The following is an 18,546-nucleotide window of genomic DNA, read 5'->3' on the forward strand; positions in this document are numbered from 1 at the left end:
CATCCGATGTTAGAATTTGAAGTTTAAGTTTAAACCAAAACTTCTGGTTGAGGGAACTCCTCCGAGCTCCAAACCCTGAGCTGCTGTATTGTTGTAATTTGATTCAGGATCGATATTAGTGGTATGCTTCATTAATACGGCCAGGTTACGTGCCACGAAACTTATCTTTAACCCCTGAATCTTATTGTTGAACATAGAAAGAGGAAAATCATAACCAAGAACTAGCTGACGTAATTTGATAAAGCTTGCATCTTCTACAAACTGGCCAGATACGTTTGAGCCGAAGTTGGCATAATAGCTTTGAGCATCAAATCCTGCTTTATCCCTGTCAACTAATGTTTCCTGGGTTAATCCTGCTCCTGTTGCGTACGCATTGGTGCCGGAAAAGATTTTAGCTCCCCATTTTCCATCTATCAGGAATGATAAATTAAAGTTTTTGTATTTGAATTCATTGCTTAAACCAGTGTTATACTTGTAGTTACCCGAACCATAAGCAATTAAATTTCCGCGTAATGGTACGCCATTTGGACCCTTTAAGATATTTCCACTTTCGTCCCTGCTATAATCAAAAGCCATGACCTGGGAGGCTTCCTTACCAACTATTTGCTGAATAAAGGCTGTTTCAGTACGCCCAATGCCAATTTGTATACTAGTTAAATCGCCGGCAAGACTTTCAACTTTACTTTTATTCACTGATCCGTTAAGTGAAACATTCCAGGTGAAATCATTATTTCTAATTGGTGTTCCCGTTAATAGCAACTCCCATCCTGAGTTCGTTAACCTACCAACATTCAATACTGCTGAAGGGTAACCAGTTGCAACTGAGGTTGTAACTGGCACAATGTCATCATTGATCTTTTTATTATAATAAGTAAGATCGATTCCTAATCTGTTTTGGAAAAATTTAACTTCCGTTCCAGCTTCAAATTCCGTGATCGCTCTTGGTTTCAATTCGGCATTAGGAATTGAACCATTGGTTATTTGTCCGATCGGGATTCCGTTGATAGTACCAGCAATATTATAGTTTAATGTTGTTTGATACGGAGAATCTCCTCCTCCACCAACTTCGGCATAGCCAACCCTCACTTTACCATAACTAAGTGTATTTGACTTTAAGAATTCTGAGAAGACGAATGAGCTGCTTACCGCAGGATATAAATAAGATACTTTATCAGAACTAGGCGATGCCAGTGTTGAATACCAATCATTACGTAATGAAAGGTTCAAGTAGAGGAAATTTCTGTATCCCAAATCTGCCGTAGCATAAATAGAATTTATTCTGGATCTAAAATCAAAGTAAGAATTGGTTTTATTAGCTGTATTAGGTATAGTATATAAGAACGGAATTGAAAATGACGAACCGGAAATATTAGTAATTTCATTGTCGCGCTTCATCATATTTGCACCGATATTAGCATCAAGTGTTAGATCTTTAGCTATCGCACGACTTACTCCTACCAATACATCAGCATTTAACTCTGAGAAGCGCGAACTATTGTCTCTCATATCACCCAAATCACGATAGGCTGTACCCGTTGGAGTTACACTAGTAAACCGATCATTATAGGCATCCTGTACTACACGACCCTGAACAAACAACCAATCAAATATGTTATAACGTAAACTTGCGTTAGCAATAATACGGTTACGATGAGTGTCATTCACAAATTTTGCCGATGCAAAGTAAGGGTTAGTTGTAAAGGTATTTCCTGTGAATTGAATTTCACTGCCGTCAGGATGGTATCCTGGTGCAAGAACCTGACTTGCCTGAATACTGTTAGCAACGAAAGCAATACCGAAGTTAGAGTTACCCGGTGCATCAGAGAGGCTTGGTCTATTTTTTGCATCCTCAATTGTATAATTTACAACTACGTTTGCTGTTACTTTTTTACCTAGTTTAGCTGTTGATCCAAGATTAAAACTCCATCTGTCTAAAGAAGAATTAGGAATAACTCCATTATTATCCAATTTGCTGGCAGAGAAGCGGAAAGCAGCTGTTTCAGTACCGCCGTTTAAAGCGAGTGTATTGGTAAATGTTCCTCCTGTCCTATAAAAATCCTTTATATTATTTTTTTGGGCAACATAAGGTCTAGAAACTCCATCCAATTGGATAACACTTGAACCATCAAGCCGGGCACCCCAACTTGATGCTCCATCATTAAGTGCCTGCTCGACTGAAGTAGGTTTTAAGCCTTGATGACCAGAACCATAAACATATTGATAATTAGTAAAATCATTAATTTCATCAACCTGATAAGTTGTATTGAAATCAACACCAATACCTTTTTGAGCCTTTCCGCTTTTGGTAGTGATCATAATTACTCCTGCACCGGCTCTTGACCCATACAAGGCAGCGGCAGCAGCACCTTTCAGCACACTAATTGATTCGATATCATCAGGGTTAATGTTTGAAATACCATCCCCTAAATCCGCACCGCCATATTGCCCCGCAGAACCTTCAGTGCTAGCGGTACCGGTGATTATGGCACTACCTGAATTGCTATTATTCATGGGAACCCCATTCAACACATATAATGGTTGTGATGAACCGGTTAATGAAGAAGAGCCCCTAATAATTACGTTTGCTGCACCTCCAGGACCTGAAGCAGGAGTTGCAACACTTACACCGGCAACTTTTCCGGCTAATGCATTTGCCACGTTAACTTCCCGGGCTTGTGTAAGTTCATCCCCCTTAACCTGGCCTGTGGCATAACCCACGCTTCGGGCTTCCTTTTTAATACCCAAGGCCGTTACTACCACCTCCCCCAATTGCTTGGAGTTGAGCGACAAAGTGACATTGATAACATTGCTGGAGCCAAGTTTTACTTCTTTGGTTACATAGCCAACGTATGTGAACGCTAGCGTGGCTCCATCTGAAGCTTTGATGCTGTACTTGCCATCCAAATCGGTTTGAGTGGCAGTAGCGGTTCCCTTAACCACAACAGTCACCGACGGCATTGGTTGTTTGTCGTCTTCAGAAGTAACTGTTCCTGTGATTGTTCTTTGTTGGGAAAGAGCTGTGGCGGAAATACCCGAGAGTAGCACCAACAGCAGAATGCGTAGATACTTTTTCATATAGAGAGCATTTAGATATATCTAATTTAATATAATTATCTGATTTTAAAAATTTTTAAAAAATTAACTAACGACAAACAGATTATATCAATTGTTAATTGTTTATAATAAATAAATAAATTATTGATAACAAATACATTGATAGTTTACTACAATATCAAACCAGGTGAATTAAATTAATCCGAATTAGTATTCCCAAATAATGATTTATTATAAATGAAGCTGGAATGCAAATTTTTAAACTATTGTAGCACATAATACCATTTTAGCAACAATAGCAATAGATTAATAAGACTATAATAATTCTGTGAGATTAAACTTCTTATCCCAATAACAATAATCCATGTAAAACACTTGTTACATTTAGTACTATGTATTGCATGGTATTATTAAAAGCATATATCTTTGTATTATGATAATCGAAAACACGCAAACCCAAATGAGGAAAGGAATACTTGAGTATTGTATTCTTTCAATTATTTCCCGAGGGGAGATTTATGCCTCAGATATTATGGAGGAATTGCGTAATGCCCGGCTTTTGGTAGTTGAAGGCACACTCTATCCTCTGTTAACAAGATTAAAAAATAATGGCCTCTTAGTTTATAATTGGGTGGAGTCGGCTTCAGGCCCCCCTCGTAAGTATTATAAACTATCTGAAGATGGCAAAAAGGTACTTGAGCAATTAAATGTCACTTGGCAAGAACTTGTTTATGCAGTTTCTGCAGCCACTACTAACCACGATACTGAACAACCAATAGATCTTTCGACAAATACACAAGAGAACAACGAAGAGCATAACCAATAAATCTACTGCAATGAACAAGACAATTATTATAAACATAAGTGGTATCATTTTTCACATTGAAGAAGATGCTTACGAGGTGCTTAAATCGTATATAAATGATGTAAAGCGCCATTTTTCCTCATCAGAAGACAATTTTGAGATAATCACAGATATTGAGAATCGTATTGCTGAATTACTAACAGAAATACTTGCCAAAGAAAACAGACAGGTTATCTTTTTAAGTGATGTGCAAGAGGTGATTTCAAAAATGGGTAAGGTGAGTGATTTTGAGTTAGATGTTGAAGAACAAGCCACAACTTTTCAGTCTGCTTCCACAAAAGGATTCACAGATGACGATACAAAGGTTAAACGTCGCTTATTTAGAGATAGTGACAACCAAATTGTTGGTGGCGTTTGTTCGGGTGTTGCCAATTATTTAGAAATAGACCCAACATGGATTCGCCTTATTTGGGCCTTACTTACCCTTACCTGGGGCTTCGGGTTAGTTGTTTACCTTATTTTATGGGTAGCGGTACCAGAAGCTAAAACTGTTGCAGATAAAATGGCGATGAAAGGCGAAGCGGCAACACTGGCTTCCATAAAAAAAGTGGCCAATGAAAAGCTGAATGAAGTTCAGCATAATTCAGGCTTAAAATCTTTTTTCGAGCGCCTTTTTGAAATAGTTGGCAATATTCTCAAGGTGACATTGAAAGTGTTCATCGGTTTCATCGGAGTCGTAATCATTTTAGCCGCAGTTGCAGCACTATTGGCCATTTTCACCGGCTCAACAGCTCTTGTATTCTCTGAATCCTTTGGATTAAAGAACTTCCCACCTTTAAACTTTATTGATCCTACGTTCAGACTTCCGTTACTGCTTTCATTGTTTGTATTGATAATGGTTCCGGCTTTGTTCATTATCTCATTAGGAGCCAAAATTATATTCAACAGAAGCCCGTTAACCAAAACAGCTGCCTTTATTATGTTGGCCGTATGGGTGGTTTCCTTATTTATGTTTGCATTGTATGCAGGTCGTTCAGCAGCAAGCTTTAAAGAAGAGGCTACTATTCGTCAATCAATTGACCTTTCACCGGTTAAAAACAATACCTGGTACATATTTGCCGACGATAAAAAGTGGTTGACTCAAGAAGACAGCTTACGCTATAACATTACAATTAAAAGTGGTAAAACCATTTCTCACCTCAGCGAAGACTTTGACATGGATGAGGTAAACCTAAAGATTGAGAAAAGTGCAGATAATAAACCCCACTTAATAAAGATCTATAAGTCAAAAGGAAAGAATTTTGACAACGCGATTGAAAATGCGCAGAATATCCTTTACAACTTTATTCAAAAAGATTCCACAATGACTTTTAACCGTCATTATGAATTAAAAAATAATGGTTTATGGCGAGTTCAGGAGGTTGAGTTAATTCTCCAGCTACCTGTTAACAGCAAAGTTATTATTGATGAAAGAATGAACTCGATAATGAGAGATCCTTATTATTATGAATGTGAAGACAATGATTCAGACAATCACAGATCAACGCAAACCTGGTTGGTTACCGAAAATGGCGTAAAATGCAGAAATGGCTTTAATCCAAGTGCTTTCAGCCGTTCAGATGATCTAGATGATCTTTTAAAGAAAATTGCTCGCGATGAAATAAGTATCAAACTAAACTCATTAAATGCAGTAGTTACCATTGATTCAAATAATCAGGATATTAACCAGGAAGACAATGGAGATTACAAAATATCAACTCAAGTTACCATTAAAGATGGCAACAATGTAAATTCTGAGCCTTATCAAATCATAATCAGAAGGAAAAAAGATGCCAGAGATCCCTATAACAAGGAAAGCTGGAAAATAGAACGTTCTTACAAATCAAGTGGTGAAGATTTCTAACTGATAAGGCACATCTCTATATATGCAATGGCCGAATGAGTTTACTTGTTCGCTCTTCGGCCATATTAAAAAATATCCATTCAAGATGCAACATGACGAGTAAACACTGCGTCATAAGTGAAGAAAGAGAAATTAATGATGACTGATAAAGAACCTTAATTGAAACTTATAAATAAAGTACCTCATGAAAACTTATCTTATTTATAAACTCTCTTACTTGCTGATGCTAGGCGTATTTGGTGTATATGTTTCAGGTTCGCAGCTAATCAGGCACACAAAATATACGCAAACAAATGAAGTTGCGGCAAAAACAATTGCGCAACGATATACTATTGAAAAACTAAAACCCTTTACAACAAAGCTAATTGTTCCGTTGGAAAAAATGACCATTACCAGCTTGGGCAACGGTTACTATAAAATTTTAGTTCAGGTTGATATTGCCTACAATGCAATACCCGAACGCTTAACCTATGAAATAAGTCTTCACTATACCGATGACGATTATGCAAACTCAGTTATCGACAGCTTTAGACGGATTGAAAAGTAACTTATTTCTTCATATATATTCAATAAAAAAGGGGCTTGTGGCGAGCCCCTTTTCGTATATATAATAAACTGAGATCTTATTCTTGTCCAACCAAAAAAACAGCATTACTAAACAGCAGCTTGCCATTTTCCCAAAAGCTTCTGAATAATGGGTTATCGGCCATGTAGATAAATTGCCCATTACCTACCTCTTCCACTCCAAAGACCAGGGTGTTTTTTAGCTTTTGTTTTGCTTTATAGCCAACAAAGCCGCTTACCAATCCGTTGTCACCAATAACTCCTACATTCCAATTACCCTTAGGCAAAAGCTGATAGGTATTTACATCCTGGCGAAGTGAATAATAAGTGTCCTTATATCCAAAACCCAAGGGATGCGTATTATCAATCTTCAACTTGTAAATACTTCCAATGCTGTTCTCTGATAAATCGTTACGTGAGCGGCTGCTATAACTAAGCACACTGGTATTTTCAGCTGTGGCATTATCGTTTGTATCTGATTTCTGCTTTAAGATAAAACCCGGTTTTCCTGCAAATTGAGCTACAGCACTTTCTAAGGCGATCACTCTTCCTCCACCCTTTACCCAATCACGTAGTTTCGTCAGATCCTTATCTGAAGAAATAAATGAATAACTTCCATTTGGCAAAATCAACACATCATAGTCAGCGAGTCTGGTGCGATCAAATCGTTCAGCCTGAATAATGTCCATTGGATAACTAAGCTGTTGATCAAAGAAATGCCAAACTTCTCCAAAGGCATTTTCCGAAACATCATCACCCATTAATACCGCAATTTTAGGTGCCTTAATTATATGAACCGATGACGATCCAAAATCGGCTCCCTTATTCACAAAACCGGTTAAGGCCATGTCAATTTTTACACCTGTACTTTGAGCAGCAGCTTTCACCATCTGATCAAAATTATTACCGGTAAGGTAGTTGCCTGATCGCGTTACAATTAATGTCCCTGGCGCATACTGCTTATTATTAATTTCGAAGGTGGTTTCAGCAAATCGAACATTCACCTTTTTCTGTAATAAAGCAGTAAGAAACTTTGCAGAAGCAACACTGTTCCATTCGCATAAATAAGCAACTGGTTGCACAGTTAAAATAACCGGATCTTCACCCGAAAGACTAGAAGTCAATGGCTTTAAACTAGCTGTAGAAGCATAAGCATCAAGACCCCATGAGTAAGGCAAAGCCCAAGAGGTAAGATCATATGTAATTGAATCGACCAGTTTTGGCTGCGGATCAAACAATACATTTAGAAAAACTGATTTAGGCTGATAAGTGCTGATTACAAGATCGGCCTTATCAATTGAAAACGACTCGCTTTTTCCGGTAAGATAATTAAAGCCGGTAGCTGATTTGGTAGCTGAACCATATCCGTATTCAATGCCATTTTTATTTAACAGTTTAGCGAAGTCGCTAATTTTTGCGGCATTATTTCCTTTAATTACGTACGATTTATAAGGTCCTTTGGGGTTTGTCTTTCCCGAAGCAAAATAGTTTTTAAACTCTTTAACAGCTTTATCCGCATTAAGCGATGCCACTTCAATCGTAGATAAGCTAGTGGTAAAATGATGATCAATGCGATTTTTAAGCGTAAGAGTATCACCTTCACGGGTAACTACTCCCAACCCGGCTCTTCCAGATCCCCCTTGTTCATAAGTCATCCCTATTGCTCCATTAAACATTGGGTAGGTGTCGCCATAGCTTGGGTAAAATAGATCGAACACCTCCTTTGTAAAATATAACCAGCTATTCTGGTCAAAGTACATCGCATTATTTTTGCCAATCTGTATTTGAAAATCACGTTGCCATTGCGTAAGCGCCTCATGATAAGGAGCTGCAGCCGGCGCAAAGAAATAAGGTTCATTCATACCCATTTCATGAAAATCCACGTGAATTTGTGGTAGCCACTTATTATACAAAGCCATGCGGTATTGGGTTTCTTGTTGTGTTTGCCAAGCCCAATCGCGGTTCAAATCAAACAGGTAATGGTTTGGACGTCCTCCCGGCCATGGTTCCTGATGTTCACGCGTAGCAGCATTCACATTCGGTGTTTTGCCAACACGCTCGGTATAAAAATTCACATATCGTTCTCTACCATCCGGATTTAAACAAGGATCAATAATAACAATTGTATTTTTTAGCCATTGCTTGGCTTTGGCATTTGAAGGATTTACTAATTCGTATAGAACCTGCATGGAAGTTTCGGTAGAAACCGCTTCATTACCATGTACATTATAACTCAACCAAACAATTACAGGTTGAATCTCCGACCCTTGTCCTTGCTGTATTCCGGCAAGTTTTAGATTATTATTCCGGATATCTTCCAGTTTCGAACTGTTCTCGTTTGATGAAACAATGGCAATCTCTAAAGGCCGATGTTCATATGTTTCACCATACTGCTGAATTTTAACATTTGAGGTTGCTTTTGAGATGTAATCAAAGTAAGCCAGCACTTTATAATGTGGCGTAAACCGAGAGCCTAGGGGATATCCTAAAAACGCATCGGGAGATTGTATGGATTGAGCCCGTAAGCTCACAACCATCAACAAAAACAAAAAAACAACAGGTATCCTTTTATTCATTTTAGAATTATTAATTGATGTTGAAAAATAAGAAAAACTACCGACAGGTAGCGTTTTAATGAAAAAAACCCACCGCGTCGGATAAAGCGGTGGGTTGATAATCAAATTCAAGTTAATTAATTATAGCCTTCATTTTGTATCAGGCTGCCTTTAGTTGCATCTATTTCACGTTTTGGGATTGGTAAAACCAATTCTGCTGCATTCCATGAAAAATCACCTGTACTACCCTTAACACGACGAATGTCATGAATGCGAAAGCCTTCATAAGCAAACTCCATTTGTCGCTCATGCAAAATATTATCGACGGTCGGACTAGCTATATCAATTACTCCGGCACGTTTACGAATTCTGTTTAGGTCATTCGCAGGAGTATCCCCAATGCTTGTGCCTAAACGCAAATTACACTCAGCACGAGTCAGATACATTTCAGCCAACCGAATAACAGGAATGTTTTGACCAAAAGAAGTGAACTTGCCGGTACATAAAACACTTGTCGATCTCGCTGAACCTTCTTCAGCATTATAGATCAAGCTGCTGCTTCGAGTATCATTTGCTTCGTAAGAATCAACAAAGTCCGGATTTACCTGAGCATCCCCTCTTCCAACACTTCCTGCCTTACTTGCATAAAACGTGGTTAATCCATCGTTAGCGGTTCCGGCATTATTCTGATCATTTTGTTGAATCTCAAAAATGCTTTCACTTGAGTTACGGTTGTTAAAAACAATAGTAACTACCGGATTCAAACTATAATTTTTACTCTCAATGACCTCGTTTGCAGCGTCTCTTGCTTTAGCATAATCACCCATTTGCAAATAAACCCTTGAAAGCATTGCTATAGCTGTAAACTTTGTAAAATAATAAGAATCATGCTCAGGCAACAACGAAGCCGCGTCTTTTAAGTCAGAAATAACCTGATTATATACAGCATTTACTTTTTCTCTTTGATTAAAAACCGAAGCTCCTTCTTCGTCATAAACAGCTTTTAAGGATAATGGCACTCCATCATTTGTTGCAGCTGTTGCTGCATCGTATTGCTTAGCATACAAGCGAACCAGTTCAAAATGCATCATACCCCGCACCATTAATGCAGTACCTTTTGCACGGTCTTTATCCTCTGGCGAAGGCGCTAAATTATATTTATCTAAAATAACATTCGCTAATTCAATAGCCTGATAAGCTTCAATCCAGGTTCGTTCAACATCTGCATTGTCAGTAAGTATTCTTCTTCTGGCCATCTGACGGTAACTTTGAAAAGTTCCCCGCCAGGTCAAATAATCATCTCCGCCCAAAAGTTCAGGAACCAGGTTCAGATTTGTTCCATACAATGCGCCTTCTGCCAACATACCATAGCAGCCAATTCGTGCCGCTTCCAGATCTTCGGCAGTTTCAATGGCTACAGCCGCATCCACGCCTTGTTTGGGTTGTATATTTAAGTTTTTATCGCATGCTGCCAACGTGGCACCAAGAAATAAAAGCAGTCCGTATTTCTTTATAGCTGTTAATTTCATCTGTGTTAATTTTAGCATCACATTAAAAACCTACATTTACACCTAAAATAATTGTTCGTGACTGAGGAGGAGTATAGAAATCATGCCCCAGGTTCACATTACCGGTATAGCTTGCGTTTACCTCAGGATCATATCCTGTGTAATTTGTGAAAGTGAATAAATTTTGAGCCGATAGATAAACACGAAGATTATCAATACCTAAACGTTTAGTAGTTGCCAGAGGGATGTTATACCCTAAGGTTACCGCTTTAAAACGCAAATAAGAACCGTCTTCAACCCAACGTGATGATTTACCTGCACCGTTTCCTTCATATAAACGAGGCTGAGGAATATTGGTGATCTGACCAGGACTTTTCCAATAATTCATTTGATCAACTGTCTGATTGTCGAAATAATCACCGTTAACTGATTGGAAGAAACCTGCAATATTGTAAAGGTCGTTACCTGAAACAAACTGTGTTTGAATATCCAGATCAAAATTATGATAAGAGAACTTGTTGCCTAAACCGCCTGAGAAGGCTGGGTTAGGATCACCCAAAATCATTTCATCAGCAGCATCGTAATCATTGGTCTTAGATCCGTCTTTATTCATATAAAGTGCATCTCCATTCTCCGGATCAACTCCGGCATACTTCTTTCCGTAAAAGATACCATATGGCTGACCCTCTTCGATACGACTTAAGGTTCTTGACCCTCCAGTAATTACAGCTCCATTCATGTTGGTAACCTTATTTCGGTTAAATGAAATATTAAAGCTGGTTGACCATTTAAATTCGTGAATTAAATTTTGAGTGTTTATGCTAAACTCTATCCCACGGTTTGTTAAGTCACCAATGTTTTTGGTTATACCCGTGAAGCCATTTGAAGCTTGTGTTGGTAGAAATAACAATAAATCGTTAGTTCTCTTTTGATATACATCTATCTCGCCGGAAATACGATTATTAAACAAGCCATAATCAACACCTATATTTCCCTGAGCCGTTCTTTCCCAGCTCAAATCAGGGGCGCCTAAAGTAGCGGGAGTTATACCTGCCTGATCCGCATAGAAAACAGAGTTATATAAAGAGTGAGACGCAAAGTTTCCGATCTCTGAGTTTCCGGTAACACCATAACTTGCACGAAGTTTTAAGAAACTAATTGTACTATTATTTGCCAAGAAGTTTTCTTCACTGGCAAGCCATCCGGCTGAAATTGATGGAAACGCTCCATAACGATTATCCTTACCAAATCTTGAAGAACCATCGACACGTAGAGTGGCCCCAAACAAGTAGCGATCCTTAAATTTATAATTACCACGTAAGATATAAGAAACAAAGCTATAGCCAGTTTCGGTAGTTGATCCTGCCGAAATCACCGCTGCATTCTGAATTTTTTTGAATGTATCGCTCGCGAAGTTTTTCCCTGAAACAGAAGTTCCTAATAGCGTGCTTTCCTGGTAATCAAAACCAGCCAACACTTGTAAGTTATGGAATTGATTAAGGGTTTTATCCCACGTCAGGTTATTTTTGAACACCCAGTTGCTTGAACGAACTTGATTGTCGCTCGAGAAGCCTTGCGGACCTCCATCTAATGTTTTCCGTCCATTCCATACACTTTCCTCGAGATTCAGATAATCCAAACCAAACTCCGAACGGAATGTCAATTCAGGAATAAGGTTCCAACTTAAATAAGCATTTCCTAATGTTCTGAAATTGGTTTGTGTATTAAATGCATTGTCGAGGTTAATCAGGTTATTATAGTAAAGTGTTGCATTATTGTATTCCCCACCAGCATCATACATTGGCTGAATTGGGGGAATTGCATTCAACTGTACAGGGTTGGCGAATTCGTTATCGGCTGATATACGATCGTTTATAGATTTCACCAGGTTAATTGAAGTACCTATTTTAACACTTTTGCTTATTCCATGATCTAAATTCAAGCGGCCACTCATCCTTTTAAAATTATTCCCAAGAATTACGCCCTTTTGATCATTTAAAGTCGAGCTTACAAAGAAGGTTGTTTTAGCATCGCCACCTGTTACAGATGCTGAATATTGCTGAACAGCACCTTTTTGAAATGCCGAATTGTTCCAATCTGTCTCAAATGATTTGTTCCAGTCATCACTTCTTGATTCTGCTTCAAACTCTTCGGCAATATCATAGCCCATATTCTCAGCAGCTGCAGTAAATAACTCGCGGTATTGTGCTGGATTTAAGAATTGACGTAAATGAGTGGCATCACTAACACCGCCAGAAGCACTAAATGAAACTTTGGTTTTACCAACTTTACCTTTTTTTGTTGAAACCATAATTACACCGTTAGAAGCTCTGGATCCGTAAATGGCTGCAGAAGCAGCATCCTTCAACACCTCTATCGATTCTATATCATCCGGATTAATGTCTGCCATAGGGTTCATAGGTTCTCCTTGAGAGCCTAAATCTTCAGATACTACCGGAATGCCATCAATAACAAACAACGGTTGATTACTTGCAGATATTGAAGATATCCCCCTAACACGAATATTTACACCCTGGCCTAGCTTACCACTCCCCGAGTTAATGTAAACACCTGTGGTACGCCCCTGCAACGCACTCTCAAAAGAGCTCAACGGCTGTTCTTTAAACTCTTTCGAGGTTACTTTCCCAATTGATCCGGTTAAATCTCTCTTTAATTGAGTACCATAACCAACCACGACTACTTCTTGCAGTTGTTTCTGATCCGCTAGTAGTGAGACATTTATAACCTCTCTACCCGCTACTTTAATTTCCTGACCGGCAAAACCTACGGCTTGAAAAACCAAAGTTGCCGAGGCATCAACTTTAATTGAAAACTTTCCGTTTCCATCTGTTTGAGCGCCATTCGAAGTCCCTTTCACTAAAACATTTGCGCCAGGTACTGGTGAACCATCTTCCTTAGATGTAACCGTACCGCTTACCTGCTTTATTTGCGCCCAACCTAATAGGCAAAAGCAATTAAATAGTAGAAATAGTAAAACTTTCCTCATATATGTAATTTTTGGATTTTCAAGTTTTAATAGACATAAGGTAAATTAGAATTGTCTTTACAGTAGCCGACAATTTCATGATAGAGACATTTCTAAAAACAAGATAAAACTATATTTTAAATTTAGACGATTTTAACTCAAAAAATAAGCTAAAATTTTAAAAAACGATATTAAATAGTGAAAAACATCCGAATACAGGCCGATTCAACTCGAATTTCTATTTAAAATGTTACAATTTATCCTTAAAAGATGTTGGCACTTTCAAATTGAAATAGAAATGCCCTTGATATCGTTTGTATCAGTTATAAGAGATATACTTCTGGGTCAAACAGCTTATAAAAGCATTAAATCGTTAAACTTACTATGTACTTATTTCTCCTTGCCATAAAAAGCATCCCTAGGATAAAAATGCCTTTAATAAAAAAAGGGTCAATTTCGTAAAGACGAAATTGACCCTTTTTAGTTTTTGATATATCTATTTATTTAAAGGCGATGAGTATCTGATTTTTTTCAACCGTTTCTCTCTCTTTAATTTTTATGGTTTTAATAATGCCATCGGCCGACGCTTTTATAATGTTCTCCATCTTCATCGCCTCCAAAACCAGCAATGCATCATCTTTTTTAACTTCATCGCCTTCATTTACCAGAACCTTCAATACCAAACCAGGCATTGGTGCTTTAAGATCGTTCATTTTATGAGCACTGCCCGCGTCCATACCAAGGCTATGCAAAAGCTCGTCAAACTTATCCTTTAGTTCAATATTATACTTATTGCCATTAATCAGTACGGTTGCTGTTTTTAGTTCCACATTATGTTCCAGTACTTCGGCATTGAAAGACTTTCCGTCGGCATTTAAAATATGGTAGTTATCGTTCGATATTTCTTTAATATCTACATTGAGTGCTTTATCCTTAACTAAAACAGTATCCTTAGTAGTTGAAACTGAAAATGTTTCTTTTTTATTGACCGTGGCTTTATACATATTAAGGTTTATGAGGACTCAAACTTAATTAAAATTCATTGATAATGATCAATTGCTCATTGCATATTGAACCAGATTGGCTCCCATCTGCAAGGCTTTCTGATGAATTTCCGGCGAATCAGCTGAATAAACACCCAGATCCTCCCAGCCGTTTCCTAAATCCGTTTCAAAGTCATAGAAGCAAACTACACGCCCCTGGTAGATTAAAGCAAATCCCTGTGCCCTTTTTCCTTCATGCTCATGCACTTTAGGCAGCCCGTTTGGAAACTTATATTTCTGATTAAAAATAGGGTGACTGGCAGGTAGTTCAACAAAGTCGAGCTCTGGAAATACCTTCTTCATTTCTAAGCGGATAAACTTATCGAATCCATAATTATCACATATATGAAGAAAACCTCCTCCAACTAAATAGCTCCGAAGATTTTGCGCTTCCTGCTGCGAAAATATAATATTACCGTGCCCGGTTACAAATACATAAGGGTAGTTAAACAGCTCCGCGCTTCCCGGCTCAACAATAGCTTCATCAGGATAAAAGTTAGTGCCAATGTTATCATTACAAAATTTAACCAAATTAGGTAAAGCCGTGCGGTCTCCATACCAATCGCCGCCGCCGTTATATTTCAATCTGGCAATTTTATAGGATGGCGGCAAAAAAGCTGTTAGGATAAAGAAAGACAGGATGAAAAGTAAGGAAAGAAATGCCTTTAGGAGGAAAATTGAAAAAGAGTGTCCTCTCCCAAAATTTACTGCAGCCGTATAGTTATTAGTGTTCATTTATATTGATCTCAGGGCGGATTTAAATTCCGATTCCTAAAATAACCTATTCATTCATAAAATTCAACTGGGCGCAAGCAACTACTCCGGCAGTTTCTGTTCGGAGACGGCTTTCGCCAAGCGTAATTGGGGCAAAACCGTTATTCATTGCTAAGGTAATCTCCTCTTCCGAAAAATCCCCTTCAGGCCCTATTAAAACAAGAACCTCTGTTTCTTTATGGTACGACTGGCCCAGAGATTTACGATCGGTGTCGAGACAATGGGCTATAAATTTTACTTTTTCGTTTGACTGAACTATAAAACGTTTAAAATCGATGCTGTCATTAAGTTTCGGCTGGTAGGCCTTTAAGCTTTGCTTCATGGCCGAAATAATGATCTTGTTCAGACGGTCTGTTTTTACATCTTTTCTTTCAGAACGTTGGCAGATGATGGGAGTAATTTCGTCAACTCCCATTTCAGTCACCTTCTCCAAAAACCATTCGATCCGTTCTATATTTTTTGTGGGAGCAATAGCAATATGCAGATAGAAATTACGCTTGCCATATTGTTGTTCAACCTCTAAAACTTTTAATGCGCATCGTTTCGGATGCGCATCAACAATTTCAGTTTTATAAAATCCGCCTTTACCGTCAATCAAGTAAATAATATCACCATTAACAAGGCGCAAAACCCTTACACAATGTTTACTTTCTTCTTCGTTCAACTGGTAAAAATCACCGATTATATCAGGTGTAAAGAACAAATGCATGAGCGAAATTTTAATATTAAAAGCAGAAGCTATACGTTAGGTTCACCGGGTTCCTGACTATGCATTACAATACGCACCGATTCAACCATTCTGTTGGATTTCTTCAGTATGGTAAAGTTATATCCGTAAGCATCCATGCTGTCGCCAACATCCGGAATGCGCTCAAAAATAACGTTCATTAATCCGGCCACTGAATCATAATCATCATCTTCAGGCAACTCACTAGGAAGAAACTCATTCACGTCTGTAATAGGCGCAGATGCATTAACTATCCATTCGTTATCGGCTACTTCCTCAACTACAGGTACTTCCTCATCATACTCATCCTGAATTTCACCCACCAGTTCTTCAACTATGTCTTCAAGTGTAACCATGCCTGCTGTACCACCAAATTCATCAAGCACAATAGCCATAATAGGCTTTTTCTGCTGACGAAGCTCTGTAAGCAAATCGCTTATTTTTTTTGATTCAGGAGTGTAAAGTGGCTCGCGCAACATATCCCTTAAAACAATTTCTTGCTTATTGGCAACTTTGGCAAGTACATCTTTGGCGTGAAGAATTCCAATAATATTATCAATTGTTTTGTCGTAAACCGGTAATCGTGTGTACCCTTCATGAACCACTGTCTTCACCACTTCCACGGGTGGCATACTAATGTCAATAGCGGCAATTTGAGTACGCGGAATCATGATATTCTTAACAATACGTTCCTGGAAGTCGAATACATTTTGGATGAGGTCGTGTTCTGATTCCTCTAGCACTCCACTTTGTTTTCCTTGTTCCAAAATCAATTGAAGTTCTTCTGAACTATGAGCCTCGTGGCTATGAGCTGGATTTATTCCAAACGCCTTTAAAACCAAATTTGCAAAACCATTCAACAACCATATTACCGGACGTGCAACAATGTAAAAGAAATGCAGTGGGTAAGAAATAGCTATTGAGATTGCAATAGGTCGCTGAATTGCCATTGATTTTGGTGCTAGCTCCCCAAATACAATATGTAAAATTGTAATAACGGAAAACGCTACTGGAGCAGCAATTGAATGACTAACTAATTCGGGGTTTGCAAAATGGATGTCTAGTAAATTAAATGCCTTAATTGTTATTAATGACATTGTTTTTTCACCAAACCAACCTAAGCCTAAACTGGCTAAGGTTATTCCTAACTGTGTGGCAGCTAAATACCCATCTAAATGACGGATAATATGTTTGGCCATTTTTGCAGGGGCGCTCCCCTCTTTGGCCTTTAAGTCTATTTGAGAAGAACGGACCTTCACAATTGCAAACTCGGCTGCAACGAAAAATCCGTTCAGAAATACCAAAAATAGGATAAGAAAAATATCGAATATCGTGACGGGATCTGTCGCCATATGGTTTAGTTCTTATTCCTAAAAGTTTTATCGTAAAGCTCTAAAGCTTCGTTAATCACCTTATATGCATAACGCTTGCCTAAAAAGTGCTCCACTTTTACGTCTTTGTGTTCCAACGCTTTATAATCAGAAAAGAATCTTGCAATTTCTTTCTCTGTATGCGGAGGCAATTCAGATAAATCGTTAATGTGATTTACGGACATATCATTATTTGCAACAGCAATAATTTTATCATCACGCTCATCACCATCAATCATATGCATAACGCCAATTACTTTGGCTTCTATAATTGAAAGTGGAATTACTTCTTCTGAACAAAGCACTAAAATATCCAACGGATCATTATCATCACAATACGTTTGAGGAATAAATCCATAGTTTGCTGGATACATAACAGAAGAAAACAGAACCCTGTCTAATTTCAACAGCCCTGTTTTTTTATCAACTTCATATTTAGCTTTAGACCCCTTAGGGATCTCAATAATTGCATCTACAAGTTCCGGTCTTTTGCTTCCCGGATCAACCGAGTGCCACGGATCAACTCCCATATTAATTTATTATATATTAAAATTTTGATTAAGCTTCAGCTTCGGTGCTACTATTAACTTTTGTTCTTGTTTTCAAATATCCTATAATCACAGGAGTAGTAGTAATTACCACTAAACCAATTACAATGATTTCGAGATGGTTACGAAGCCAAGGAAAAGCCTGACCTAAAAAATAACCACCCATAACCATAGATACCACCCAGCCAATACACCCTAAAACGTTATAAAAAACAAACTTTTTAGAATCCATCTGAACTATTCCGGCAACAATAGGTGCAAACGTACGAATGATAGGAAGAAAACGAGCCAGAACGATCATGCCTGCACCGCGTTTTTCATAAAACTCCTTTGCGGCATGCAAATGCTTTTGCTTGAAGAAGAAAGTGTCCTTCTTTTTAAATAAAGACGGCCCGGCCTTTACGCCGAACCAATACCCGACCATATTACCTAAAATACCGGCTATTATTACGGTAACAGTAACCGCAACCACACCTACTTCAACATTATCAATTGCTTTCATTGGATATTCGGCCAAATGCAAACCGGTAATAAAAAGCAATGAGTCGCCAGGTAAGAAAAATCCTACAAATAAACCTGTTTCTGCAAAAATGATAAACAACAATATCCAGAATGCAAACGGTTGGGCTAAGATCCAATTAGGATCTATTATATGTCTAAAAAACTCGAGGATTTCCTGCATAATGATTGAAAGCGCTCCTTTATAATA

General features: G+C 38.2%; 13 protein-coding genes. 3 read left to right on the forward strand and 10 right to left on the reverse strand.

Features of this window, described 5'->3' with window-relative positions:
• Window positions 1–9: 9 nt before the first annotated feature.
• A complete protein-coding gene (locus tag C3K47_RS08355; RefSeq protein WP_103788669.1) occupies window positions 10–3,075 on the reverse strand; it encodes a SusC/RagA family TonB-linked outer membrane protein in 3,066 nt (1,021 codons plus the stop codon).
• Window positions 3,076–3,487: 412 nt separating this feature from the next.
• On the opposite strand from C3K47_RS08355, the gene C3K47_RS08360 reads away from it, so the two are divergent.
• The 3 genes from C3K47_RS08360 to C3K47_RS08370 all read left to right on the forward strand — a co-directional run bounded on the left by C3K47_RS08360 (window position 3,488) and on the right by C3K47_RS08370 (window position 6,309).
• Window positions 3,488–3,880: a PadR family transcriptional regulator gene (locus C3K47_RS08360; protein ID WP_103788670.1), complete on the forward strand. Its 393-nt coding sequence runs from the start codon at window positions 3,488–3,490 to the stop codon at window positions 3,878–3,880.
• A gap of 10 nt (window positions 3,881–3,890) precedes the next feature.
• Window positions 3,891–5,762 (forward strand): PspC domain-containing protein, encoded by a 1,872-nt coding sequence (locus tag C3K47_RS08365; protein WP_103788671.1) that lies wholly within the window; start codon window positions 3,891–3,893, stop codon window positions 5,760–5,762.
• A gap of 184 nt (window positions 5,763–5,946) precedes the next feature.
• Window positions 5,947–6,309, forward strand: coding sequence for a hypothetical protein (locus C3K47_RS08370; RefSeq protein ID WP_103788672.1), 363 nt, complete (start codon window positions 5,947–5,949; stop codon window positions 6,307–6,309).
• A 76-nt stretch (window positions 6,310–6,385) separates the two neighbouring features.
• Here C3K47_RS08370 and C3K47_RS08375 read toward each other — a convergent pair whose 3' ends face one another.
• The 9 genes from C3K47_RS08375 to C3K47_RS08415 all read right to left on the reverse strand — a co-directional run bounded on the left by C3K47_RS08375 (window position 6,386) and on the right by C3K47_RS08415 (window position 18,519).
• The gene (locus tag C3K47_RS08375; protein WP_103788673.1) at window positions 6,386–8,902 is read right to left on the reverse strand and encodes a M14 family metallopeptidase; all 2,517 of its coding nucleotides are present in this window, start codon (window positions 8,900–8,902) and stop codon (window positions 6,386–6,388) included.
• 116 nt (window positions 8,903–9,018) lie between these two features.
• Window positions 9,019–10,410 (reverse strand): RagB/SusD family nutrient uptake outer membrane protein, encoded by a 1,392-nt coding sequence (locus C3K47_RS08380; RefSeq protein WP_103788820.1) that lies wholly within the window; start codon window positions 10,408–10,410, stop codon window positions 9,019–9,021.
• A gap of 22 nt (window positions 10,411–10,432) precedes the next feature.
• Complete coding sequence (locus C3K47_RS08385) at window positions 10,433–13,396, reverse strand: SusC/RagA family TonB-linked outer membrane protein (RefSeq protein WP_103788674.1); 2,964 nt, start codon at window positions 13,394–13,396, stop codon at window positions 10,433–10,435.
• Window positions 13,397–13,875: 479 nt separating this feature from the next.
• Complete coding sequence (locus C3K47_RS08390; protein WP_103788675.1) at window positions 13,876–14,379, reverse strand: acetyl-CoA carboxylase biotin carboxyl carrier protein subunit; 504 nt, start codon at window positions 14,377–14,379, stop codon at window positions 13,876–13,878.
• Between the two features lie 48 nt (window positions 14,380–14,427).
• On the reverse strand, window positions 14,428–15,153 hold the full coding sequence (locus C3K47_RS08395; protein ID WP_103788676.1) for a DUF4159 domain-containing protein: 726 nt from the start codon (window positions 15,151–15,153) through the stop codon (window positions 14,428–14,430).
• A 46-nt stretch (window positions 15,154–15,199) separates the two neighbouring features.
• The gene (locus C3K47_RS08400) at window positions 15,200–15,901 is read right to left on the reverse strand and encodes a 16S rRNA (uracil(1498)-N(3))-methyltransferase (protein WP_103788677.1); all 702 of its coding nucleotides are present in this window, start codon (window positions 15,899–15,901) and stop codon (window positions 15,200–15,202) included.
• A gap of 29 nt (window positions 15,902–15,930) precedes the next feature.
• On the reverse strand, window positions 15,931–17,271 hold the full coding sequence (locus tag C3K47_RS08405) for a hemolysin family protein (RefSeq protein ID WP_103788678.1): 1,341 nt from the start codon (window positions 17,269–17,271) through the stop codon (window positions 15,931–15,933).
• Between the two features lie 5 nt (window positions 17,272–17,276).
• A complete protein-coding gene (locus C3K47_RS08410) occupies window positions 17,277–17,819 on the reverse strand; it encodes an inorganic diphosphatase (RefSeq protein ID WP_103788679.1) in 543 nt (180 codons plus the stop codon).
• Between the two features lie 28 nt (window positions 17,820–17,847).
• Window positions 17,848–18,519 carry a DedA family protein gene (locus C3K47_RS08415; protein WP_103788680.1) on the reverse strand — a complete coding sequence of 224 codons (672 nt, stop codon included), beginning with the start codon at window positions 18,517–18,519 and terminating at the stop codon, window positions 17,848–17,850.
• Window positions 18,520–18,546 lie beyond the last annotated feature (27 nt).

Origin of the sequence: Solitalea longa (assembly GCF_002920915.1) — a bacterium.
Taxonomy (GTDB): Bacteria; Bacteroidota; Bacteroidia; order Sphingobacteriales; family Sphingobacteriaceae; genus Solitalea; species Solitalea longa.

Excerpts from the sequence above, each read along its gene's own strand:
- C3K47_RS08385 (WP_103788674.1), bottom strand. The coding sequence starts at position 13,396 with ATGAGGAAAGTTTTACTATTTCTACTATTTAATTGCTTTTGCCTATTA.
- C3K47_RS08395 (WP_103788676.1), bottom strand. The coding sequence starts at position 15,153 with ATGAACACTAATAACTATACGGCTGCAGTAAATTTTGGGAGAGGACAC.
- C3K47_RS08405 (WP_103788678.1), bottom strand. The coding sequence starts at position 17,271 with ATGGCGACAGATCCCGTCACGATATTCGATATTTTTCTTATCCTATTT.
- C3K47_RS08365 (WP_103788671.1), top strand. The coding sequence starts at position 3,891 with ATGAACAAGACAATTATTATAAACATAAGTGGTATCATTTTTCACATT.
- C3K47_RS08400 (WP_103788677.1), bottom strand. The coding sequence starts at position 15,901 with ATGCATTTGTTCTTTACACCTGATATAATCGGTGATTTTTACCAGTTG.
- C3K47_RS08355 (WP_103788669.1), bottom strand. The coding sequence starts at position 3,075 with ATGAAAAAGTATCTACGCATTCTGCTGTTGGTGCTACTCTCGGGTATT.
- C3K47_RS08390 (WP_103788675.1), bottom strand. The coding sequence starts at position 14,379 with ATGTATAAAGCCACGGTCAATAAAAAAGAAACATTTTCAGTTTCAACT.
- C3K47_RS08360 (WP_103788670.1), top strand. The coding sequence starts at position 3,488 with ATGATAATCGAAAACACGCAAACCCAAATGAGGAAAGGAATACTTGAG.
- C3K47_RS08410 (WP_103788679.1), bottom strand. The coding sequence starts at position 17,819 with ATGGGAGTTGATCCGTGGCACTCGGTTGATCCGGGAAGCAAAAGACCG.
- C3K47_RS08375 (WP_103788673.1), bottom strand. The coding sequence starts at position 8,902 with ATGAATAAAAGGATACCTGTTGTTTTTTTGTTTTTGTTGATGGTTGTG.
- C3K47_RS08415 (WP_103788680.1), bottom strand. The coding sequence starts at position 18,519 with ATGCAGGAAATCCTCGAGTTTTTTAGACATATAATAGATCCTAATTGG.
- C3K47_RS08380 (WP_103788820.1), bottom strand. The coding sequence starts at position 10,410 with ATGAAATTAACAGCTATAAAGAAATACGGACTGCTTTTATTTCTTGGT.
- C3K47_RS08370 (WP_103788672.1), top strand. The coding sequence starts at position 5,947 with ATGAAAACTTATCTTATTTATAAACTCTCTTACTTGCTGATGCTAGGC.